Origin of the sequence: Halorubrum sp. Boch-26, assembly GCF_029889805.1 — an archaeon.
Classification (GTDB): Archaea; Halobacteriota; Halobacteria; order Halobacteriales; family Haloferacaceae; genus Halorubrum.
This window is the reverse complement of sequence record NZ_JARANT010000011.1, coordinates 22,156-44,245: the sequence shown is the minus strand read 5'-3', so window position 1 is coordinate 44,245 and position 22,090 is coordinate 22,156. Positions and strand designations below refer to the sequence as shown.

Here is a 22,090-nt window from a genome sequence, read left to right as displayed (position 1 = left end):
CGGCAGCTCCAGATGTGTCTAAGAGACCGCCTCCCCAGCCTCGTCACCGGCGCTACGCGCCGGTTGCAAGCGAGAGCGAAGCTCTCGCCCTGTCGACCGCCCTCCGCTTCGCTCCGGCCGACCGACTCCCTCGCACGCGCTCCTCGCGGTCGTTTAAACGACCGCTCGGAGGCGCGCGCCACCAAGTTTGTTTATAAGTAACATCGCGAACGACCGCCTGTGCGATTCGGTACCGTCGTCTCGGCGGGAAGGTCAAAGCTTACTTACACGCACGCCGCCGTAGTTCGGGTAATGAGTAGCGACGTCCAAGCGGCGAGCGACGACCGGCGGAAGTACGAGTTCCGCAAGGTCATCGAGGAGCTCAAAGACTTCGAGGGCTCCGGCACCCAGCTCGTCACCATCTACATCCCCGAGGATCGGCAGGTTTCCGACGTGGTCGCGCACGTCACCCAGGAACACAGCGAGGCGTCCAACATCAAGTCCAAGCAGACCCGGACGGCCGTCCAAGACGCGCTCACCTCGATCAAAGACCGCCTCCGCTACTACGACACCTTCCCGCCCGAGAACGGGATCGTGATCTTCTCGGGGGCGATCGACGCCGGCGGCGGCCAGACCGATATGGTCACCCGGACGCTGGAGTCCCCGCCACAGCCCGTCGAGTCGTTCCGTTACCACTGCGACTCCGAGTTCCTCACGGAGCCGCTCGAACACATGCTGGAGGACTCCGGGCTGTTCGGGCTCATCGTCTTGGACCGCCGCGAGGCCAACGTCGGCTGGCTGAAGGGCAAGCGCATCGAACCCGTCAAGTCCGCCTCCTCGCTCGTCCCCGGCAAACAGCGGAAAGGGGGGCAGTCCGCCCAGCGGTTCGCCCGCCTCCGGCTCGAAGCGATAGACAACTTCTATCAGGAGGTCGCGGGGATGGCCGACGACCTGTTCGTCGACAAGCGCCACGAGCTCGACGGCATCCTCGTCGGCGGTCCTTCGCCGACGAAAGACGAGTTCCTCGACGGCGACTACCTCCACCACGAGCTCCAAGACAAGGTGCTCGGTAAGTTCGACGTGGCCTACACGGACGAGTCCGGGCTGAAGGACCTCGTCGACAACGCGAGCGAGGCGCTCGCCGATCAGGAGATCGTCGAGGATAAGCGCCACATGGAGGAGTTCTTCGAGAAGCTCAACACCGGCGAGGAGGCGACCTACGGCTTCGAGCAGACCCGACGGAACCTGATCATGGGGTCGGTCGACCGGCTGCTCATCTCAGAGGACCTCCGCTCCGACGTCGTCGTCTACGAGTGCCCGAACGGCCACGAGGAGTACGAGGTGATCGACTCGCGGCACTCGACCCCGGACCACGAGTGTTCCGAGTGCGGCGAGCCCGCGGACGCCGACGAGCGCGACGACGTCATCGAACACCTGATGAGCATCGCCGAGCAGCGCGGCACGGACACGAAGTTCATCTCGACCGACTTCGAGAAGGGCGAACAGCTGATGGACGCGTTCGGCGGTATCGCGGGCATTCTGCGGTACTCGACCGGCGTCTAAGAGCCTCCTGTCGCCGAGAGAATCGATCCCTTCGTCTCACTCCGACTCGACCGGTGCCACCGCGACCTCTAGACACGCGCAGGCGTCGGTCTCGGGGTCGAAACAGTCCGGACACTCCGGCTGGCGGTCGATGATCGTGTCGAGCCGCTCGGCGACGGTGTCGTCGATGACGGCCTCCAGCTCGCGGGCCTCCGCGCGGAACTCCTCGACGCTGAGCACGTTTGTGAGAAAGCGCTCGATGATACAGTACGTCTGGAGCGCGTCCCGCGCCCGGATGATTCCGTCGTCGGTGAGCTGGACCCCCTTGTACTTCTCGTGTTCGGCGAGCCCGCGCTCCTCTAACTTGCCGATCATCTCGTTCGCGCTCGCCGGGCTCACGTCGAGGGCGTCGGCTATCGACCCCGTCGAGGCCGGCCCGTCCTCCTGTTTCTGTACGACGTATATCGTCTTGAGATACTGGTCTGCGGTGTTCACGATGCTCCTCTGTCGGGGCTCGTCGTCGGTTTGATACGCCGATTCATCGTCGCTCCATGACCTCCGTGACCTCGCTGACGCCCTCTGCCTCCTCCTCCCGGATCGTTCGAAGCGTCTCTAAGAGCACGTCTCGGTCGACGGAGAACTCGGCGTCGGACGCCTCGATCGCCTCGATGAGGTCGTCGTAGAACTTGTAGGCCGTCTCCTCGTTACACAGTTGGTCGTAGAGGATCCCGTCGAAGTCCTCGGGCTTGGTCCGCCCGTAGCGGGCGTCGACGAGCGACTCGATCTCGTCGAAGGGGACGCTGTCGACCCCGAGACCGGCGATGAGCGACTCCAACCGCTCGCGGTGGTCGGCCGACTCCTCGGCCGCGTCCGCGAGCAACGCCTCGATTTCGTCGTCAAGCTCGTCGTTGACGCCCTGATAGTGATGGTGTGCCCGCGCTTCGACCACCTCCTCCAACACGATCCCGATCTGTAACAGCCGGGCGAGCTGATCGTCGGAGGCGATCCGCTGGCTCACGCTCACGGCCACCACCCGTCACCGCTCGATACGCCCGTTCGCATACACTCGCACTCGGGCGTAGTCCGACTTAAGCAGTTCCCCTTCAGCCGGGACTTGTCGGCGCGAAAAAACGGAACCTCCGACGACATAACCCTCGAAACGGCACCGACTACCGGAGCCGTTCGAGGACGAGATCTTCGACGTCGTCGCGGAACTCGTCGACCGCGATCTCCTCTAACACGGGCACGAAAAAGCCCTCGACGAGCATGTTCCGCGCCGTACGGGAGTCGATCGAGCGGCTCTCCAAGTAGAACAGGTCCTCGGCGTCGACCTGTCCGACCGTCGCGGAGTGGGACGCCTCGGTGTCGTGGTTGTGGATGATCAGCTTCGGCGACGCGTCGGCCTCGGCGTCGTCCGACAGCATCAGCGTGTTCTCGCGCTGGTAGCTGGACGTGTTCCACGCGTCCTCGCCGACGTCTTGGACGCCCTCGTAGACGGAGCGAGCCACGTCGTCGAGCACGCCGCGCGTGACGAGGTCGGCCGTCGTGTGCTCGGCTTGGTGCCAGACGCGGGCGTTCAGGTCGAAGTGCTGGTCGTCGGTGCCGAAGAACGTTCCGACGATCTGGCTCTCGGAGCCGTCGCCGTTCAGCTCGGTCTCGACGTCCGAGCGGGTGAGCTTCGAGCCGAAGTTGCTCTCGATCCAGTCGACCGTCGCGTACGCGTCCGTCACTCCGCGCTTCAGCGAGTAGGTGTACGAGTCGTCGTCGAGGTTCTGGAGCGAGCCGAACTGGACGGTCGCGTTCTCGCCCGCGGCGATCTCGACGAGGTTCGAGAAGTAGCGGTCGCCGTCGACGCCCTCCTCACCCGACTCGATCGATTCGAGGATCGTCACCGACGACGACTCCTCGGCGACGACGAGCGTCTGGCTGAACAGCGAGCGGGAGTTCATCTCCGCGCGCACCGTCACGTCCTCGACATCGACGCCCTCGGGGACGTAGACGAACGTCCCGGTCGTGAAGAGCGCGACCGACAGCGCGGTGAGGTAGTTGTGTTCGGGGTCGAGCACTGAGCCGAAGTTCGCCTCGATGACGTCGCCGTACTCGTCGAACGCCTCGGTGAAGGGGAGAACGACGACCTCGTCGTCGCCGGCCGTCCGCTCCGTGGCGTCGGACTGGTTCAGCGGGTCGACGAGCGTCTCGAAGTCGAGCGCCTCGAGGTCGGTCCAGCGGCGCCCGGGCGTCTGAATGACGTCTGGCAGCTCGGCCGTCTCAAGCGCTGAAAGCGCGTTCAGACGGGTCTCTAAGAGCCACTCGGGCTCGTCGCGTTCGTCGGCGATGCGTCGTACCGTGTCCTCCGAGAGGCTCTCGATTGCTTGCGTGCTCATGTTATCCGAGCGAGCCCTCCATCTCGAGTTCGACGAGCCGGTTGAGCTCGACGGCGTACTCGATGGGAAGCTCCTCCGTGATGGGCTCGATGAAGCCCGAAACGATCATCTGCTTGGCGTCGTCGTCGTCGAGGCCGCGCGACTGCAGGTAGAAGATGTCCTCGTCGCCGATCTTCCCGACGGTCGCCTCGTGGGCGACGTCAACTTTCGACTCGTTGATCTCCATGTACGGCATCGTGTCCGAGGTGGACTCGTTGTCGAACATCAGCGCGTCGCACTCGACGGCCGTCGAGGAGTTCTCGGCGCCGTCGGCGATGTGGACGAGCCCGCGGTAGTTCGTGCGGCCGCCGTCCTTCGCGATGGACTTCGACTCGACGGTCGACTTGGTGTCCGGCGCGTTGTGGTACACCTTCGCGCCCGTGTCGATGTCTTGGCCCTCGCCCGCGAAGGCGATGGTGATGTGGTTGTCGGAGGCGCCGCGCCCCTTCAGGATCGTCGAGGGGTACAGCATCGTCGCCTTCGACCCCATCGAGCCGGAGATCCACTCCATGCGCCCGCCCTTCTCCGCGATGGCGCGCTTGGTGTTCAGGTTGTACGTGTTTTTCGACCAGTTCTGTACGGTCGAGTACTGGACGTGGGCGTCCTCATCGACGAACACTTCAACGCCGCCACAGTGGAGATTGAACTTCGAGTACTTCGGGGCAGAACAGCCCTCAATGTAGTGGACCTCGGAGCCCTCCTCGGCGATGATGAGCGTGTGCTCGAACTGGCCCATCCCCTCGGAGTTCATCCGGAAGTACGCCTGTACGGGCATGTCGACAGTGGTGTTTTCGGGGATGTAGACGAACGAGCCGCCGGACCAGATGGCGCCGTGAAGCGCCGCGAACTTGTTGTCGCTCGGGGGAACGCACTTCGTCATGAAGTGCTCGCGGACGAGCTCCTCGTGCTCCTGGACGGCCTCGTCCATGTTGCAGAAGATGACGCCCTTCTCCTCCCAGCGCTCCTGCATGTTCTGGTAGACGACCTCCGACTCGTACTGAGCGCCGACGCCGGAGAGCGCGTTCTTCTCGGCCTCCGGGATGCCCAGCTTGTCGAAGGTGTCCTTGATCTCGTCGGGGAGCTCCGTCCAGTCGTCGACGCCAGCGCGGACGTCGACGTCCGGCCGGATATACGGGATGATCTCGTCGATGTCGACCTCGCTCAGGTCCGGCTGCCCGGGCCAGTCGGTCGGCATCGGCATCTCTTGGAACTGCTCGAGCGCGCGCAGGCGCCGCTCCAGCATCCACTCCGGTTCGTCCTTGTCCTCCGAGATGACGCGGACCGTCTCCTCGGTGAGGCCCTTCTCCGTCTGGAAGGCGGACTTCTCCTCCTTCTTGAACTCGAAGCGGGCCTCGGTGTCTGTCTCTTTGAGGTCGTCTTGTTGTGAACTCATGGTATTGTGTTACGTGGTCCCCCGTTTATTCCTGTTGCGTGACCATTTGTGGTTACGCCGCCTCGAACGCGTCCTCGCGGACCCAGTCGTACCCCTTGTCCTCGAGCTTCTCGGCGAGCTCCGCGCCGCCGCTCTTGACGACTTCGCCGTCGAGCATCACGTGGACGTGGTCGGGCTCGACGTAGTCGAGAATGCGCTGGTAGTGGGTGATCTGGAGGACGCCCGTGCCCTGTTCGTCACGGAGCGCGTTGATCCCCTTCGAGACGTCCTGGAGCCGGTCGATGTCGAGCCCGGAGTCGATCTCGTCGAGCACGGCGACGGCGGGCTCCAGCATCGCGGCCTGCAGGACCTCGTTCTGCTTCTTCTCGCCGCCCGAGAAGCCGGCGTTGAGGTAGCGCTGCATGAACTTCTCGTCCATGTCGAGCAGCTCCATCTTCTCCGAGAGGATCTGCTGGAACTCGGCGACGCCGATATCGCCGTCGTCGGCGGGCCCCTCCATCGGGGAGGTCTCGTACCCCTCGTCGTCCTCGTCGGCCTCTTCGGCGTCCTCGTCCTCGAACAGCTCCTCGCGCTCGTCGGCCTTCGCGTTGAGCGCCTGTCGGAGGAAGTTCGTCATGGTGACACCCTCGATCTCCGCCGGGTACTGGAAGCCGAGGAAGATGCCGAGCGCGGCGCGCTCGTTCGGCTCCAGCTCCAGCAGCTCCCAGCGGTAGTCTTCGTCGTTGAGCTCGGCGTCGACGTCGGCGACATCCTCCTCGTCGAGGTGGAGCAGAATCTCGCCGTCGGTGACCTCGTACGCCGGGTGACCGGCGATGATCTTCGCGAGCGTCGACTTTCCGGAGCCGTTCGGCCCCATCAGCGCGTGGATCTCACCGGACTCGACGGTCAGGTCGACCCCGAGAAGGATTCGTTCGCCGCCCTCTTCCGCCACTCGTGCGTGAAGATCGTTGATTTCGAGAGTAGCCATATGTATTCTCGTGCCTCGTACGTCGATGGTAGTGGTTGAGGAGGTTAATGGTTACGCATCTCCCCGTCAAAACTCTCAAATTTGGCAAGAATCTTTCCGATGATCAAAAACTCCTTTCGTGACGAGACGGTCAGCTTACATGAACGAGCCGAGCCCGGTCTGCTCCTGTCCGGTCTTGACCTCCTCCCAAGACATTCCGAGCGCCTCGATCACGCGCTCTATCGGCCCTTTCAGCGTCTTGTCCAGCATCTTCTCCCAGTCGACTTCGAACTCCTCGGGAACCTGGTCGGCGTACTCGAAGCAGATCACGTCCGGATCGCGCTTGAACTCCCCGTACAGGTGGTCCCGTTGCGGGTCGAGCCCCTCCCCCTCTTCCATCCGCTGCCAGAAGTCGGGGTGAACCTTCTCGATGTAGAGCCGCTTCGGCTTCGACCCGCTCCCGAAGTTGGTCCCGAGCATGAGATTCGCGTACTTCGCCCCCCGGACCTGTGCGGTCGGGGTGTCGTAGGCGTCTAGCTTCTTGCCGATCCCGCCCGGGATCCCGATCTCGTCGAGGTCCATGTCGCCGTCGAGCACGCGTGCGATGACGTCCACGAGGTACGCTTTCACCTCCTCCATGTCCTCGTCGATGTCGTCGCCCGTCACGATCGTCTCGATGACGTTCTGCTGGACCTCCTTCGTGATCTGTGCGATGTCGGAGCGCTTGTACTCGAAGCCAGTGATGTCGATGTCGTCGACGTCTTTCCCTTCCTTCCAGATGATGTGGCCGGCGTACCGCTTCTTCTTGCCCGCCTGAAAGAACCGCCGGTAGAGCTTCTCGAACTCGATCTGGAAGCGATGGAACTCGGCGTTCAGCTCGTCGCGCGCGAAGTCGTCGTAGCGCTCGTTGATATGATCCTCTATCTCGAAGGAGGTCTCGATTGCCTCTTGCTTATCTACTTCTTGGCCCAGGGACAACATGACCGAATCGGTGTTATGTAGGACGATACCGCCGACACCGTCGACGAAGTTCTCGTTCTCGGCGACGCTGAGATCGTACACGTACCCGTCGTGATCCACTTTCTCGACGACCGGGTCTCGTCCGCCGCGGTAGTAATCACACGTTCGAATCGTGTAGCTTCCTTTGTTTTCCCTGTACTTCAGCGAGTGTTTCTCCCCGCGCTGGGTGAGAAGCGTCGAGAGGCCCGCCGCGAGTTCCCGGCTCGTCGTCTCGAAGTCGAAGTTTCGCTCGCAGTATTCGGTCGAGTATCGCGGGAATTCGCGTGAGCCGTCGCCCTCCACGAGCACGTCGACGAAGAGCTGTTGGAGATCCTCGGGGAGATTGAACACGAACCCCGGAATACGCTTTCCACGCGACGTTTGTCCGGCGAATTCACGGAAGAACACCGCCGAGAGTTCGTTCATCATCTGGAGCTTGTAGGTGCCATCGTCGTACGTAACCGACTGACCTCCGTCGTCCGTTTCGTACTCGACCGTTCGCTCGTCAGACGTGTTTGACGCGATGACACTTGCAGTCGCTCCGTCGAACAGACGGAGGTAATCGTCTCGAAGGCTTTCTAGCCACTCCGTTCTGGATTCGGCGATGCTCGCGCCGAACCTGGAATCGGTCGTCTCGATCGTCGACGCGCTCCCTTCGGTGACGTACGCGGCGAGCAGCCGCACGAGCGCCCGACCCTCTTCCGAGTCCAACTCGACGTGTCGCTGTACCTTGATACTCCGCTCTATCGTGTTGTGGTGCTTGTGGCCAAACCAGACCCAATCATCGTTTGCGTGGACTCGCTTGACCTTCGTCTCCGCGTTCTCACTGCCGACGCTTCGACCGTCTTCGTACTCGCGCGTGTACCCCTCTAACACGTCGTATATGTCGATCCTCTCTACCGTTTTGACCTCGGGGAGACTGGGTACCCGAAGCGGCTCTTCGACGTCTTCCGGCTTCGTTTCGACGAGTCTGCCGTTTTCTTCGACGACGTACGAATGGTCTCTGGTCGTCGTGGACTCACCGAACTTATGTTGGAGGTTGACGACCGGCTTGTCGGTCTCGTGCCGGATCACCTGCTCGATCGGTTGCCACTCCGGTTCACCGTCCTCGGTCACCGAAAGAGCCTTCCACCCGTCCACGCGACCCCGTTCCTTCTCGACCGACATCGAAGCGACAGGCCCGCCGTCGGCGGTAACAATCAGATCCTCGCTCGCAGTCGCGTCCGAGCGCTCGAAGAGATCGGCAATCGGCAAGATTCGAACGATACCCTCAGGATCGCGCACGACGACGGGTCTGTCGCCCGTGACGCTGTCGCCGTACGCAACGTCGTGGCCGAGCTCGTTGGCTGCCTCCTCGGTGAAGTCGATGACCTCGCGACCGGTCGCCGTGACGGCCGCTGCGCCCTCTTTGTCGTACAGCCGGAACCGATCCCACCCTGTCACGCCGTATAACGACTGGCCGACAAACTGGAACTTCCCGTTCCGCCCCGCGAGGAGCGTGTGGTTGTCTTCGACGGTCACGCAGTAAACACCGTCTTCGGCCTCGCTTCGGGACCCGCTCCGATGCATCCGGAGCGTGTTCTTCCCGTCCTCCGTGACGTAAATCCGCCAGCTCCCGCTGTCGCGGTTGTAGCTCGCGGTGAGCCCGAGGTGGGCACACAGGCGGAGCACGTCGTCTCGAAGCCGCTCGCTCGATGTCGTGTACCGCCACGATCCGCTCTGCCGGTCGCCGTCGCCGTCGATCAGGGTTTCCAAGAACGCGCGTTTCTGCGCCCGCGTCGCCTCGAAGACGCGGTCCGGGATCCGCTTCTCGAAGCTCCCGGCGCCGCAGCGGTCCCGGAGGAGGTCCCCGAGCAGCTCCGAGGTGAACTGGTAGCTGCGGTCGTCGACGTAGTAGTCTAACCCCATCCGATCGAGGAGATCCCCGATCGTCTCGTGGTCGGAGTCGCCGCCGTCGGCCACGGCGTCCTGTGCGATCTGTACCGTGGTCGCGGGGCCGCGAAGGTTGCCGCCGAACCGCTTCTCCTCGGACGTGTACACGTTCCCCTCCGTGACGTACCACGCGAACAGTTCGAGGACGTCGTCGCCGTCGAACGTCCGCGGGATCCACTTCCGCCCGGACTCGCGGTGAACGTAGCTCCGCTCGCACACCGACTCGACGTACTCGCGGTGTTCCTCGAACTCCGCCGCCGTGAACACGTAGCCGGTCTCGCCGACGTCCGCCTTCGGAACGCGTCGCGGCGTCCAGCCGAGTTCGGCGGTGAACGTGTGGCCGTGGACGCTCGGTCGGACCCACACCTCGTACTCGCCGTCGACGAGTTCGGTCAGGTCGACCTCGTCAACCCGCTCCCCGTCCGGGCCGTCCCAGTCGTGGGGCAGTTCGTAGTTGGTCGCCCGATCGAGATTTCCGGCTTCCACGAAGCTGTATCCGTCCTCGGTGATCGCGTTCGTCTCGTTTTTCCGGACCAGCATCCGGTGGTTCGGCGTCACGCGGAAGTCGATCTTCGAGGTCTCGACATCGACGAGTTCGCCTCGATAGTCGGGGTACGCGTGTGTCTCCTCGACCGTCTTGAGTTCCATTTCCTCCGTGTCGGGATCGAGCGAGTACACGTCGTCGCCGACCTCTAGATCCGTGATCGACCGAATGCCGTCGGGAGTCACGACCTCGGTGTCCGGCGTGAAGCAGTTCATAATAACCTTGACGGCTCCCTGCTGTCGGTCGTACTGCTCGTACGGTTCGGTGCCGGGGTCGTGGTCGTTCCGGAGCGCCTTCTTCTCCTCGCGTTCGGAGAGGAGCTCGTCGACCATCTCGCGCATGATCCCGTCCGGCTCCTTCCGGAAGTGCGTCCCGTTGGGCGCGACGTACGTCTCGCCGTCGTACTCGACGGGGTCGACCTTCGTCTCCGGGCCGGCGTTGATCGTCACCATACACATCGGGTAGAGGCTCTTCAGGTCCTGGACCGTCACCATCTCCTTGACGCCCGTGATCGGGTCGAAGACGGCGCCGCCCTCGAACTCCTCCGACTCCTGCTGGCCCTTCGTCGGGAGCGCGAACTTCCCGAACGCCTTGTGGAGGACGTACATGTCGACGGTGTCGCCGGGAGTCGGCGCGTCCTCGATCTTGCAGCCGACGAAGGTGCGCACCTCGTCCCAGAAGGCGATCACGTCCTGTTTCCGGTCGATCTCGACGCACAGCTCGACGTCGCGGATGCTGTACTCGAGCAGACGCTCCGGATCCTGTTCCCAGAGGTCGCCGATGTCGCCCGTGTAGCGCTCCTTGCCGACGCCGAGCTCGCGCTCGCCGACGGCGTCGAGACGGTACGACTCCAGCTCCGTGAACATCGTCCGCTTGTACGCGTACAGCAGGTCGAAGACGACCCGACCCTTGATATCGGGACCGCCCCAGTCGGAGCGCCACACCTCCCCGATCCGGGAGAGCCGGTCGACGGAGAGGTCGTACTGGCTCCCGCCGTCGAGCACGTCCATCCGGTCGAGGACGTACGGCGCGTCGAAGTCCTCGAAGTTCCACCCGGTAAAGAGATCCGGGTCGGTGTCTTGGATGTAGTCGACGAACGCGTCGAGCATCGCGGCCTCCTCCTCGAAGGTGCGCACCCTAAAATTGAGCTTCTCGCCGTCGCCCACGATCCCCTCATAGCCGGGCAGGTCCTCGGGCGGCGGAATCTCGGCCTCGGGGGCGTCGTACAGCCAGACGACGTACTCGTCGTCGTAGGAGTCGTGACTGGTGAGACAGATGATCGGCTCCTCGCCGTCCTCGGGGAAGCCGCGCCGGTCGTCGACCTCGATGTCGAAGGTGTTCACGCGGAGGTCGGCGTCGACCTCGGCGGGCTCTAACTGCCCCTCGTGGACCTGTATCGTTCCGGAGCCGTCGTCGAGCCGGCGCTCCTCGACGCGCATCCCGCCGTTGAGCCCGTTGTCGATCAGGAAGCGGTTCGGGAAGAGGATGTCAGCCTCGAAGCTGGTCTCGAAGTCGTCGCGGATGTTCCCGACGTCACGGGGCGTCCGCGTCACGATCCGAGTGAGCGGCTCGCCGCGGATGCTCTCGTACGGCTCGCCGTCCGGGCCCTCCTCGCGCGTCCCGATCACGACGTCGTACGCCTCGACGGGGTCGCGGTCGAGGTCGGCCGTGGGGACGTAGAAGTACGGCTCGACGCCCAGCACGCGGACGTGCTCGCGGACGTCGTCCTCGACGTCGCCGTCGACGTTCTCCGCCGGCCGCCGGCCGAAGACGTGGACGACGGGGTACTCGTCGCTCCCGTACCCCTCCACGGCGTAGTCGATCTGCGTGATCATCAGCTCGACGGTCCCCGTCGGCTCCGGGAACTTCGCCTCGTCGACGTCGACGACGTCGCTGACGCGCCCTCGTCCGCCGCCGGCGACGACGGCCGCCTCCTGCGCGGCGAGGTCCTCCCGTTCGGCCTCCGTGCCGTCGTCCCCCCCGCCGCCCGCGTCTCCGGTCGGCGAGAAGTCCGACAGCCCCGACTGAGTCATATCGGTCCTTCGGCGGCACCCGGCTAAAAAACTCGGCTTTCGGGTCCGGCGAGGAGCCCCGTCACGGAAAGGCCTTTAATGTGTGACTACTTACCACGGTCTATGTCTTCGGACCCACGTTCGGAACCCCAGGGTGCTCGCCCGGCCGGTCGCGACGCGGTCGACGCCGAGGTGGAGGTGTACGAGGACGACGGTAACGTGGTGTTGTTCGACGCCGCGAACCCCCTCGCGTGGGTCGAGGCGAGCCGAACGGTCCGGCTCGTCGACGCGGTCTGAGGCGGTCGGCTCGGTCGCGACGGAACCCCTTTGTCCCGCCCCCACGTAGGTCGGCCGTGTTCAGTCTCGACGAGGACGACGAGGGCGAGGTCTCCTTCGGCGAGAGTTCCGACGCCGAGCGGGAGATGACCCCGGATATCCCGAAGGCGCCCTCGGTGAAGACGTTCGACGACGGCGGCGACTTCGAGGGGGCGAGCGACGTCGACTCCGGCACGCTCCGCGCGTTCGTCGTCGCCGTGATCTACGCGAACGCCGCAGTGCTCCTCGTCGCCCTCGGCCCGATGGTGTGGTACTTCGAGGGGTGGTCGCGGGTCGGGCCAGTCCTCCTCGTCGCCGGGGTTCTCGCGGGCGTCCGGACCTACCAGACGTACCGGGCTTGGAAGCGCTCGCGTGACGAGGCGGGCGCAGACGGCGACGACAGCGACGACGACCCCGCAGGTGGCGATGAGGGCGACGGCGTCGCACCCCCGGAAGCGTAATGACTCCGGGCCACGCTCCTCCACCCATGCAGACGGTCCGCGACGCCGACGGCGACACGTACCTCCTCGTGAAGCGCTCCGCGGAGTCGAGCCGGGTCCGCGACCCCGCCACGGGCGCGGAGCGCTACGTCGACAACGACGAGATCCGCGTCGTCGACGGGGAGTCGCCGCTCGCGACCGCGGCCTCCGGGATCCCTGTGTCGATTCGACGGACGATACGCGCGGTCCACGACGACCGGTCGCTCGGCCTGCTCGCGGTGGTCGTCGACGAGGGACCGATCGCCGTGATCGAGCTGCTCGATACGGCCGACATGTGCGAGTCCGACCTCCACGGAACGGTCACCGAACTGCGCGCGGCTGACCTCATCGACGAGGTGGACGTCGGTGGACGACGGGGGTACGCGGCGACCGATCCCGCGAGCGACGCGCTCGAACTTCTGCGGGGCGGACCGGACGCGAGCAACGACGCGTAGTCGGTCGCGTGCTTCCCCCGTGACGCGATGAGCGACACCGCCTCGCGCCCGATCAGTCGTCCGCGAGCGAGGCGACGTCGAGCTCGGCGGCGTCCGCGCGGCGGGCCGTCGAGCGGTTCGAGCGCGGCTCCTTCTCGACGGTGACCAGCTCGTCGGCGGCGCCCACCAGCTCGTCGTCGTGGCTGACGATGAGGATCTGCTCCACGCCGAAGCCGCGCATCTCCTCGACGAGCCGAACCAGTCGAGAGACGTGCCCGGAGTCGAGGAAGACGGTCGGCTCGTCGAGGATGAGCGGCGGCGTCGGCGCCGCGCCCTCGATCCCCTCGGAGAGCAGCCGGTAGATCGCGCAGCGCAGCGAGAGGTTGAATAGGGCGCGCTCGCCGCCGGAGAGCTGCCCGGGGTCGAGCGCCTCGCCGTCCTTCTGGTAGACGGTGAGCGCGTACTCGCCGTCGAGCTCGATGTGCGAGTAGGCGTCGTTGCCGTACACCAGGTCGAACGTCTCGTTGAGGGTGCGCTCCAGCTCGGCGACGTTGCGTTGCCGGAGCTCAGCGCGGAGGTCACCGTACATCGCCTCCAGGTCGCTCGTCTCCTCGTGGAGCCCCTCCAGCGCCTCGGCGGTCGCGGCAAGCCCCTCGCGCTCCCCGCGGAGATTCTCTAACTCCCGTACTTCGCCGTTCACGCTGCCGATAGCGTTCTCCAGCTCCGTCCGCCGCTCCGCGAGCCGGTCCAGCTCTCCGTCGACGCGTTCGAGGTACTGCTCTGCCTTCTCCTTCCGCTTCTTCGCCTCCTCGACAGCCGCCTCGTCGACCGCGGTCGCGAGCTCGTCGCGCCGCTCGCGCTTGTCGGCGAGCCGGTCGCGCCGCTCGTCGTTCAGCTCCGCGAGGGTCTCGCGCTTCTCGCGGCGGCGCTCGATTCCCTCTTCCGCGTCGGCGATCGCCTCCATTCGCTCTTCGACGGCGTCCACCGCTTCCCGGGCGTCGTCGACCTCCGCGAGAGATTCTTCGAGCTCCGAAACGCGGTCTCCGGCCGCCTCCGCCTGCTCGCGTTTCTCCGCGGCGATCTCGCGGGTCTCCTCGACCTGCCCGCGTTTTTTCTCGGCCTGCTCGCGCTTCTCCTCTGCTTCCGCGCGCTTCTCCTCTGCTTCCGCGCGCTTCTCCTCGACCCGTTCTTCGAGCATTTCGGTCGTCTCGTCGATCTCGTCGAGCCGGTCCGCCGCCGCCGCGAGGCCGTCCAGTCTCTCGATCCGGTCGTCGAGGTCCTCCTCGCGTTCGCGGGCCGACCCGATCTCGGACTCCAGCTCGCCGACGCGCTCGCGGTCTTCCTCGATCCCGGTCGCGTGCGGCGAGTCCTCGACCGGCTGGCCGCATTCGGGACACTTCCCAGCCGCGAGCAGCTCCTCGGCCTCTTCGACGCGCTTGCGGGCGTTCTTCAGCTCCGCGGACAGCTCCGCGATCCGCTCGCGGACCTCGCCGCGTCGCTCTCGGAGCGCCTCGCGCTCGTCGGTGACGTCGCCGCGGTCAACGTCGGCGGTCGCGAACCGTTCGCGGAGGGTCCCGGCCTCCCCGCGGAGCTCCTCGATCGAGGACTCGCGCTCGTCGGCCTCGTCGGCGGCCGTCTCGGCCTCGTCGGCGAGGTCGTCGGCCTCCGATTCCAGCTCCGTCGCGCGCTCGGCGAGGTCGTCGGCCTTCCCGGCGAGGCTCGTCGCCTGGTTCCGGAACGCCTCTGCGCTCACCCGCTCGTCGCCGAGCTCCTCGCGGACCGTCTCCTCCCGATCGTCGAGCTCCTCGCGGCGGGCCGCGATCGCCTCCGCGTCGGCCGCCTCGAGGCCGGAGTCGTCGAGCCCGTCGCTGATCGCGGCCTCGATCTCGCCGATCCGCTCTCGGGCCTCCCGGATCGCGTCCCGGTGCTCGTCGCGCTCGCGCTCGGCCTCGCGGATCGCCTCCTCGATCTCGCCGATCTCCGCCTTCACCGACTCCAGCTCCTCTCGCTTCTCCGCGTGGGTCGAGAGCGTCTCCGCGGCGTCGTCGCGCGTCTCCCGTGCCCGCTCGCGCTGGTCCTCGTAGCGATCGATCTCGTCGGTGATCTCCGAGAGGTCGCTTTCAAGCCCGTTGAGCCGCTCGTGGAGGTCGCGCTCCTCCTTCGCCGCGATCTGCTCGTCGAGCTGGTCGAGCCGCCCGCGGCGGTTCTCCAACACGTCCTCGACGCCGAGCCGGGCGTCGCCGGCGCGCTCGCGGTACTCCTCTAACTTCCCGAGCTGGAGCAGGTCGTCGATCGTGTCCTGTCGCTCCCGGGGTGTGGCGTTGATCAGCTCGTTCACCTCCCCCTGCCGCACGTACGCGCAGCCGACGAACGCCTCGGCGTCCATCCGGAGCAGCTCGGTGACGAACTCGCGCACCGCCCGAGCGCCGTCGCGACTCACGTCGCTCTCGTCGGTCGATTCGAGCGTGCATTGGTGGTCGACTCGGTCGTCGTACACCCGGAGCCGTCGCTCGATGCGGTACGGCGTTCCGTCGTGGGTGAACCACAGTTCGACCTCCGTCTCCTCCTCGCCTTTCGTGACGACGTCGTCGAGGGTGCCGTCGAGCGCTCTCGACCCGTACAGCGCGAAGAAACAGGCCTCCAACAGCGACGACTTGCCGCTGCCGTTGAGCCCGTGGATGACCGTGACCCCCTCCGTCAGACGGAGGTCGGCGTCGCCGTACGGCTTGAAGTTCGAGAGGCGGATTCGGTCGAAGTTCACAGGTAGTCCTCCATGGACACTTGACCGTCGGTCGCAGGGGTCTCGCGGCTCCGTTCGTCGGCGGTGTCGCCGTCGGTCTCGGTTTCCTCGTCGACGTCGCCGTTATCGGCGCTATCGTCTACCCCGGTGTCGCCGTTATCGGCGCTGTCATCCTCGTCACCGGCGTCGCCGTCGGCGTTTTCGCCCTCCGCGCCCGCGCCGGGCTCACTCTCGCCACCGACGGCGCCCCGATCGAACGCGTCGAGGTCGTCGATCCGCTCCTCGATCCGACCCTTCACCGTCGCCCTGACGTTGCTGTCGGGGAGCGTGTCGGCACGGACCGCCTCGTCGACATCGCGGGCGGCTTCGGACAGGCTCATCTCCTCGATCCGTTCGCGGACGGCGTCCTCCGGGTCGGCGAAGCTCACGTCGACCTCGGCGTCGGTCTCGACCTCGCGGCGGTCGGTGACCCGGGCGATGAGCGCCCCCTCCTCGGTCGCGAACTCCTCGATCGCGGCCGGGGTGACGGGGTCGCCGTCGCCGGTCACGTCGACGAGGACCACGGCGTCGTCGAGGTCGTGTTGGCGGACGCGCTCGCGCACCCGCGCCGCGCCCTCGCCCTCGCGGAGTTCGACCTCGACGAAGACGAACGGGCGCGTGTCGAGCGCGCGCCGCCGGATATCCACGCGGTCGTCGCCGCCCGCGGCGTCGGCGTCGAAGGTCACGAGGTTGTAGCCGCGCCCCTCGCGCTCGCTCGCGCTCGCGCGTTCCGTGGAGCCGGGATAGGTGACCCACGTGTCGCTCACCTCGGCGACGTCGGGCGTGTGGTTGTCGCCGAGGAGCATCGCGTCGAACGCGACGTCGCTCTCCGCGAGCACTTCCTCCGTGTCCCAGTCGGCGTAGCCGAACGGCTCGAAGAGGCCGTGCGCGACGAGGGCGGCGTAGTCGGCGTCGCGGTCGGCGAACGCGTAGTCGAGGTCGTCGCGGCGGGAGACGGGGACGTGGTCGAGTCCGTAGAAGGCCGTGTCGCCGACGACCATCGGCTCGTCGCCGAGGCGGGTCGCGAGTCCGAGCCGCTCGAACAGATCGAGCCACTGGCCGCCCCGCGTCGACTCGTGATTCCCGACGACCGCGAGGAAGGGGATCCCGGCGTCGTCGAGCCGGCGGAGAATCGATATCGTCCCCATCAGGTCGGCGAGCTCGGGCCGCCGGTCGTGAAAGAGGTCCCCCGCGTGGACCACCGCGTCGACGTCGCCGTCGATCGCGTCGTCGATCACGGCCGCGAAGGCGTCGAGGAAGTCTTGGCGTCGGACCGGCGAGTGGTACTGCGCGTACCCGATGTGGGTGTCGCCGGTGTGGATCACCCGTGTCATCTGCCCGGCTCTTGGCCGGTATCGGGTTTAGGGGTTCCGGGGGCGGAGCGGAAGTGGTCGGCGGCCCGCTCACCTCACTCTCCGCCGGCCGCCACTTCGCGGAACTCTCGGTAGGTCGCCAGCGCCGCACGACCCCGTTCGGCCGCGCCCTCGTCGCCGTCGCGCTCGGCGGCCGCGACCGCCTCCGACAGCCGGTCCAGTCCCACGGATTCGACGAACGCGGCGGCGCGCCGCAGGTCGGTTCGCGCGGCCTCGGCCTCGTCGATCACGGCGACGTACGGCCGAGTCGCGGTGTCGGTGCGGGTCGCCAGCGCGGCCAGGGCCCGCTTGACGGCGGTAGTCGAGACCACGTCGTCTCTGCGTCGGCATCGGGGATAAGCAGGGGCCTCCCGACCGTCGGCTGTGCGCCCTCGCCGTGGCCGCTTCGCCTGCGTCTCGTCGACTCCGTCGACCTACACCGCGAGCGTGTACAGCCGCTTCCGGGCGTCGGTGAAGGAGAACCGCGAGTCGACGACGTCCTCGTCTTCCAGCCGCGAGAGCGCGTACCTGACGGTCCGGGGCGGGAGCAGCGTCTCCTCGGCGAGTTCGCTCTGCGTCAGCGTGTCGTTGTAATCAAGGACCTTCGCCACGAGCTTCGCGCTCGGCGGCAGATCGCGGACGGCGCTCCAGCGGTCCGTGACGTCCTCGTCGGCGGTGACGGAGTCGGTGGTGCTCATGCGTACCTTCCCTTATCTCATGCTGTTAGATAATATTTACTATCCTATTTAATTACCATTGTGCATTTCTTTTCGATTCATCCCGCTCGACTCTCCCCCACCCGAAACCTCTTACGCGCGAGACGCCTTATTACGAACAATGACAGACACCGTCGACGACGTCGAGATGCCCTACGACGAGGGGGCGGCGTCGAGACAGGAGAAAATCGAGTCTCTCCAGGAAGAGCTCGACGTGCTGGAGTCTCAAAACGAGGAGATGCGCGACAAGCTCCTCGACGCCAACGCGGAGAACAACAAGTACCAGCAGAAGCTCGAACGGCTCACCCACGAGAACAAGAAGCTGAAGCAGTCCCCCCTGTTCGTGGCGACTGTCCAAGAGATCACGCCCGACGGCGCCGTCATCAAACAGCACGGCAACAATCAAGAGGCGCTCACGGAGATCACCCCAGAGATGCGCGAGAAGCTCGACCCCGACGACCGGGTCGCGGTCAACAACTCGCTGTCCGTCGTGAAGAAGCTGGAGAAGGAGACCGACGTGCGGGCTCGCGTGATGCAGGTCGAGCACTCACCCGACGTCACCTACGCCGACATCGGCGGGCTCGAAGACCAGATGCAGGAGGTCCGCGAGACCGTCGAGATGCCCCTCGAACACCCCGACATGTTCGAGGACGTCGGTATCACGCCGCCCAGCGGCGTCCTGCTGTACGGCCCGCCGGGCACGGGCAAGACGATGCTCGCGAAGGCCGTCGCCAACGAGACGGACGCGACGTTCATCAAGATGGCCGGCTCCGAACTCGTCCACAAGTTCATCGGCGAGGGCGCGAAGCTCGTCCGCGACTTATTCGAGGTCGCCCGCGAGAACCAGCCCGCCGTCCTCTTCATCGACGAGATCGACGCGATCGCCTCGAAGCGGACGGACTCGAAGACCTCGGGCGACGCCGAGGTCCAGCGGACGATGATGCAGCTGCTCTCCGAGATGGACGGCTTCGACGAGCGCGGCGAGGTCCGGATCATCGCCGCGACCAACCGCTTCGACATGCTCGATCCCGCCATCCTCCGCCCGGGTCGGTTCGACCGCCTCATCGAGGTGCCCAAGCCGAACACCGACGGCCGCGAGATCATCTTCCAGATCCACACCCGGAAGATGAACCTCGCGAGCGACATCGACTTCGACGAGCTCGCCGAGATGACCCCGGAGGCGTCCGGCGCCGACATCAAGGCCATCTGCACCGAGGCCGGGATGTTCGCCATCCGCGACGACCGCACCGAGGTCACGCTCGACGACTTTCTTGAGGCTCACGAGAAGCTCCAGCAGGACGACGACGGCGGCGCCGACGACTCGCTCGCGTTCGCCTGATCCCAGCCCGCCGCCTTCAGATCCGCCTTTTCCTCGTCACAACGCCCGCACGATCAGGTACGGGACCGCGAACAGCAGACCGAATATCAGGGCGGTCGCGAGCGCGTACCCGACGCCGACCCCCGCGAGCGCCCGCCAGCCGTCGTCAGTCAGGAAATCGATGTTCATACCTTCCACTCCGCGGCTCGACAGTTAAAAACTAGCGTCGAGCGCCGCGTCTCGTTCGCGGTCCGGCGACGATCACACGTCGCCGGCCATGGCTCGGAACAGCGCATCGGCGAGCTCGTCCCGATCGACCGTCTCCGGTCCGTCGTCGCTGGTCGGGTCGATCCGCGGCGCGATGGTTCCGCCGCCCATCCGGGAGTGGCCGCCGCCGTCTCCGCTTTCGACGTCCGACAGTACCGAGTCGAGCGCGTTACCCATGTGGACCCGGTCGTCCCGGGAGCGCCCGGAGAGATGGACCGTTCCGTCCCGCTCCCCGATCACCACGACGGCGCTGACCCCCTCGAGCTGGATCAGCTCGTCTGCCGCCTGCGGAATCGCGTCCACGTTGTTCACGCCGCCCACGTCGGCCACCGCGAATGACCCCTCGATTCGGCGCCCGGCGATGGCTCGCGCTTTCACCTCCAACACCTCCGCGTCGACCGCGGGGTTCGCGATGCGGTCGAGGCGGTCTTGGTCGACGCCGGGATACACGTACGCGGCGGCCGCGAAGTCCGGATCGCTGGCGCCGACGGTGAGGTGCTTCGTGTCGGTGAGGATCCCGTACAGCAGTCCGGTCGCGGTCTCCGTCGGAAGCGTGAACTCGCTGTCGGCTTCGCTCGCGTGCTTGTCCGGCGGGACCGGGGTCGCGTCGTTCTCCTGGAAGTATTCGGCGATGACGGACGCCGTCGCGCCGTAGTCAGTGCGGACGTCGGTGAACAGCTCACCGGCGCCGTCGCCGGGGTGGTGATCGACGACCGCCACGGGGAGCACGCCGTCCGCGCCGGCGAACCCCCGCGGCTCATTGTGATCGACCAACACCACCGACTCCGCGGCGAGATCGCTCACGTGCTCGATCGGCTCTAAGTCCAGGTCAAGCACCGTTCGGAACGCGCGGTTCTCCTGATGGCGGATCTGTCCGGGGTACTGCACCGTCGCGTCGACGCCGATCTGCGTCGCCAGCGACGCGACGCCGAGGGCGGACGACATCGCGTCCGGATCGGGGTTCGGATGCATCAGCACCGCAATTTCGTCCTGTTCGGCGAGCAGTCGCCTGAATCGCACTCCCGGCGTCCAGCGGGCGCGGAACAGGAAGTACCCACCGATGATCGCGACGAGCACGATGGCGACGGCGACCGCCGTCACCTCCGGATTTTCCCGGACGAGCGTCTCCGCCTGCGAGAGCCGCTCGCCGGCCGCGCTCAGGCTCCACATATGTGTCAGAGACTCCCTCCCGACACATGAAGGTTCGTCACTGTTCCGACCGACCGACGACGGGACCGGAGTCGGCTCACTCCTCGGCCGCGCGGAACGACCGCACCGCATCGTGGTATCCCTCCCGGAACGTGGGATACGCGAACTCGTAGCCGAGCGCGCGCAGCCGGTCGTTCGAACAGCGCTTGCTGGTTCGGATCCGCCGTTCGGCGGCCGCGGAGAGGTCTCCGGCGGCGATCCGCTCGGCCTTCGACCGCTTCGCCGGCCGCGGAACGCCGCACTCGCCGGCGAGCCAGTCGGCGAACAAGTGTTTATCGACCGGTTCGTCGTCGACCACCACAACCGACTCGCCGCGTGCAGCGTCCGCCTCGAAGAAGTACCGTATCGCCCCTGCGGCGTCGTCCCGGTGGACCATGTTGAGGTACCCCGCGGTGACGGGACCCTCGATGTACCGCTCCAATCGATACCGCCCGGGTCCGTATAGTCCGGCGAACCGGGCCACGGTCCCGTCGATTCCGGCGTCGTCCGCCGCCTCCAGCGCGATCTGTTCCGCCTCGGCGAGGACCCGCGTCTTCTCCGTGGTGGGCTCGATCGGCGTCTCCTCGTCGACCCACGCGCCGTCGTGGTCGCCGTACACGCCCGTCGAGGAGGTGTAGACGAGCCTGTCCGGCGGCGACGGCCGCCCGTCGTACGCCTCGATCACGTTCCGAAGGCCGTCGACGTACACCTCACGGGCCGCGTCGGCTCCCCGCCCGCCCGAACTGGCCGCGAAGACGACGGCGTCCGCGTCGGGTAGCGCGTTGAGCGACCCCGGATCGGTTGCGTCCGCGCGCACCGCATCGACGGTTCCCGCGGCTTTCCCGCCGCTCTCGGTAATCTCCGTCCCGACCGCCCCGATAGCGTCGAGGCCCGCGTCTGACCGCCGCACGCCCGTTACCGCGTGACCCCGATCGGCGAGCTGCGCCGCGAGTTCGAGCCCGACGTAGCCGCAGCCGACGATGACGACCCTCATCGCTTCCGGTGCTCGATGACCGCCATGAGCTCCGCGAGCTGTCCCAGCGTCATCCCGGCGCGTCCCTCGAGGGCCTGCTGGACCTCCTGCCCGGTGAGGTCGGCGTCGATCGCCGCCGCGAGTGTGTCGACGTCGAGCACCGCCGTCGCCATTCCCATCAGGAGGTGGTCGCGAAGCTCCGCGACGACCGTCTCGGCGTCGCGATCGGCGCTCACGGCCACGATTGCCGCCCCGTCGGTAACGCCGAGTCCGGCCACGTTGCCGTCGGCGGCCGCCTCGATCGCCGACTCGTCGACGCCGGTCTCCTCACCGATGCGATCGCGGCCGGCCTCGGCCACCGCCCCGCTCACCAGCGTCTCGAACGCCGCGAGGAGCGCGCTCGCGGTCACCCCGTCTGCGTCGGCGTCGGGGCTCCCACCGACGCCGGAGACATCGGGTACCGTCCCGTCTTCGACGACCTCGTGAAACATGGTCGCCC

Annotated in this window: 18 protein-coding genes and 1 pseudogene; 5 read left to right on the top strand and 14 right to left on the bottom strand. The window is 66.4% G+C overall.

Annotated elements, in window-relative coordinates; all coding sequences use genetic code 11:
* The first annotated feature begins 291 nt into the window (after nt 1–291).
* Nucleotides 292–1,542, top strand: a complete 1,251-nt coding sequence (gene prf1 / locus OQF71_RS02990; RefSeq protein WP_280585715.1) for a peptide chain release factor aRF-1 — start codon at nt 292–294, stop codon at nt 1,540–1,542.
* 36 nt (nt 1,543–1,578) lie between these two features.
* On the opposite strand, the gene OQF71_RS02985 is transcribed toward prf1, so the two are convergent.
* The 6 genes from OQF71_RS02985 to OQF71_RS02960 form a co-directional block, all read right to left on the bottom strand.
* Nucleotides 1,579–2,016 (bottom strand): metal-dependent transcriptional regulator, encoded by a 438-nt coding sequence (locus tag OQF71_RS02985; protein WP_280585714.1) that lies wholly within the window; start codon nt 2,014–2,016, stop codon nt 1,579–1,581.
* Between the two features lie 43 nt (nt 2,017–2,059).
* Nucleotides 2,060–2,545 carry a ferritin-like domain-containing protein gene (locus OQF71_RS02980; RefSeq protein ID WP_280585713.1) on the bottom strand — a complete coding sequence of 162 codons (486 nt, stop codon included), beginning with the start codon at nt 2,543–2,545 and terminating at the stop codon, nt 2,060–2,062.
* 145 nt (nt 2,546–2,690) lie between these two features.
* Nucleotides 2,691–3,905 (bottom strand): Fe-S cluster assembly protein SufD, encoded by a 1,215-nt coding sequence (gene sufD / locus OQF71_RS02975; protein ID WP_280585712.1) that lies wholly within the window; start codon nt 3,903–3,905, stop codon nt 2,691–2,693.
* Between the two features lies 1 nt (nt 3,906).
* Nucleotides 3,907–5,337, bottom strand: a complete 1,431-nt coding sequence (gene sufB / locus OQF71_RS02970) for a Fe-S cluster assembly protein SufB (RefSeq protein WP_280585711.1) — start codon at nt 5,335–5,337, stop codon at nt 3,907–3,909.
* A 52-nt stretch (nt 5,338–5,389) separates the two neighbouring features.
* Nucleotides 5,390–6,304 carry a Fe-S cluster assembly ATPase SufC gene (gene sufC, locus OQF71_RS02965; RefSeq protein WP_280585710.1) on the bottom strand — a complete coding sequence of 305 codons (915 nt, stop codon included), beginning with the start codon at nt 6,302–6,304 and terminating at the stop codon, nt 5,390–5,392.
* Nucleotides 6,305–6,439: 135 nt separating this feature from the next.
* Entirely contained in the window at nt 6,440–11,791 is a 5,352-nt protein-coding gene (locus OQF71_RS02960; protein WP_280585709.1) for a DNA polymerase domain-containing protein, read from the bottom strand.
* A gap of 102 nt (nt 11,792–11,893) precedes the next feature.
* On the opposite strand from OQF71_RS02960, the gene OQF71_RS02955 reads away from it, so the two are divergent.
* Genes OQF71_RS02955 through OQF71_RS02945 form a run of 3 tightly spaced genes read left to right on the top strand, consistent with a single transcriptional unit; the run spans nt 11,894 to nt 13,019 of the window.
* Nucleotides 11,894–12,067: a hypothetical protein gene (locus OQF71_RS02955; protein WP_280585708.1), complete on the top strand. Its 174-nt coding sequence runs from the start codon at nt 11,894–11,896 to the stop codon at nt 12,065–12,067.
* A gap of 56 nt (nt 12,068–12,123) precedes the next feature.
* Nucleotides 12,124–12,546, top strand: coding sequence for a hypothetical protein (locus OQF71_RS02950; protein ID WP_280585706.1), 423 nt, complete (start codon nt 12,124–12,126; stop codon nt 12,544–12,546).
* Between the two features lie 26 nt (nt 12,547–12,572).
* Nucleotides 12,573–13,019 carry a hypothetical protein gene (locus OQF71_RS02945; protein WP_280585704.1) on the top strand — a complete coding sequence of 149 codons (447 nt, stop codon included), beginning with the start codon at nt 12,573–12,575 and terminating at the stop codon, nt 13,017–13,019.
* 52 nt (nt 13,020–13,071) lie between these two features.
* On the opposite strand, the gene rad50 is transcribed toward OQF71_RS02945, so the two are convergent.
* The 4 genes and pseudogenes from rad50 to OQF71_RS02925 all read right to left on the bottom strand — a co-directional run bounded on the left by rad50 (nt 13,072) and on the right by OQF71_RS02925 (nt 17,827).
* The gene (rad50, locus tag OQF71_RS02940; RefSeq protein ID WP_280585702.1) at nt 13,072–15,759 is read right to left on the bottom strand and encodes a DNA double-strand break repair ATPase Rad50; all 2,688 of its coding nucleotides are present in this window, start codon (nt 15,757–15,759) and stop codon (nt 13,072–13,074) included.
* The gene (mre11, locus tag OQF71_RS02935; protein ID WP_280585700.1) at nt 15,756–17,111 is read right to left on the bottom strand and encodes a DNA double-strand break repair protein Mre11; all 1,356 of its coding nucleotides are present in this window, start codon (nt 17,109–17,111) and stop codon (nt 15,756–15,758) included. The genes rad50 and mre11 overlap by 4 nt, the downstream gene beginning before the upstream one ends.
* Nucleotides 17,108–17,461, bottom strand: a pseudogene (locus OQF71_RS02930) (hypothetical protein). The gene mre11 and the pseudogene OQF71_RS02930 overlap by 4 nt, the downstream one beginning before the upstream one ends.
* A gap of 102 nt (nt 17,462–17,563) precedes the next feature.
* Nucleotides 17,564–17,827 (bottom strand): helix-turn-helix domain-containing protein, encoded by a 264-nt coding sequence (locus tag OQF71_RS02925; RefSeq protein WP_280585699.1) that lies wholly within the window; start codon nt 17,825–17,827, stop codon nt 17,564–17,566.
* 139 nt (nt 17,828–17,966) lie between these two features.
* Here OQF71_RS02925 and OQF71_RS02920 point away from each other — a divergent pair, with 139 nt between their 5' ends.
* Nucleotides 17,967–19,184 carry a proteasome-activating nucleotidase gene (locus tag OQF71_RS02920; RefSeq protein ID WP_280585698.1) on the top strand — a complete coding sequence of 406 codons (1,218 nt, stop codon included), beginning with the start codon at nt 17,967–17,969 and terminating at the stop codon, nt 19,182–19,184.
* A 36-nt stretch (nt 19,185–19,220) separates the two neighbouring features.
* On the opposite strand, the gene OQF71_RS02915 is transcribed toward OQF71_RS02920, so the two are convergent.
* From OQF71_RS02915 to OQF71_RS02900, 4 genes are all read right to left on the bottom strand, one after another.
* Complete coding sequence (locus OQF71_RS02915) at nt 19,221–19,352, bottom strand: hypothetical protein (RefSeq protein ID WP_280585697.1); 132 nt, start codon at nt 19,350–19,352, stop codon at nt 19,221–19,223.
* A gap of 72 nt (nt 19,353–19,424) precedes the next feature.
* On the bottom strand, nt 19,425–20,600 hold the full coding sequence (locus tag OQF71_RS02910; RefSeq protein ID WP_280585695.1) for a DHHA1 domain-containing protein: 1,176 nt from the start codon (nt 20,598–20,600) through the stop codon (nt 19,425–19,427).
* 76 nt (nt 20,601–20,676) lie between these two features.
* Nucleotides 20,677–21,612 carry an NAD-dependent epimerase/dehydratase family protein gene (locus tag OQF71_RS02905; protein ID WP_280585694.1) on the bottom strand — a complete coding sequence of 312 codons (936 nt, stop codon included), beginning with the start codon at nt 21,610–21,612 and terminating at the stop codon, nt 20,677–20,679.
* Nucleotides 21,609–22,082, bottom strand: a complete 474-nt coding sequence (locus tag OQF71_RS02900; RefSeq protein ID WP_280585693.1) for a DUF5791 family protein — start codon at nt 22,080–22,082, stop codon at nt 21,609–21,611. Before OQF71_RS02900 ends, OQF71_RS02905 begins: the two co-directional genes overlap by 4 nt.
* Nucleotides 22,083–22,090: the final 8 nt, after the last annotated feature.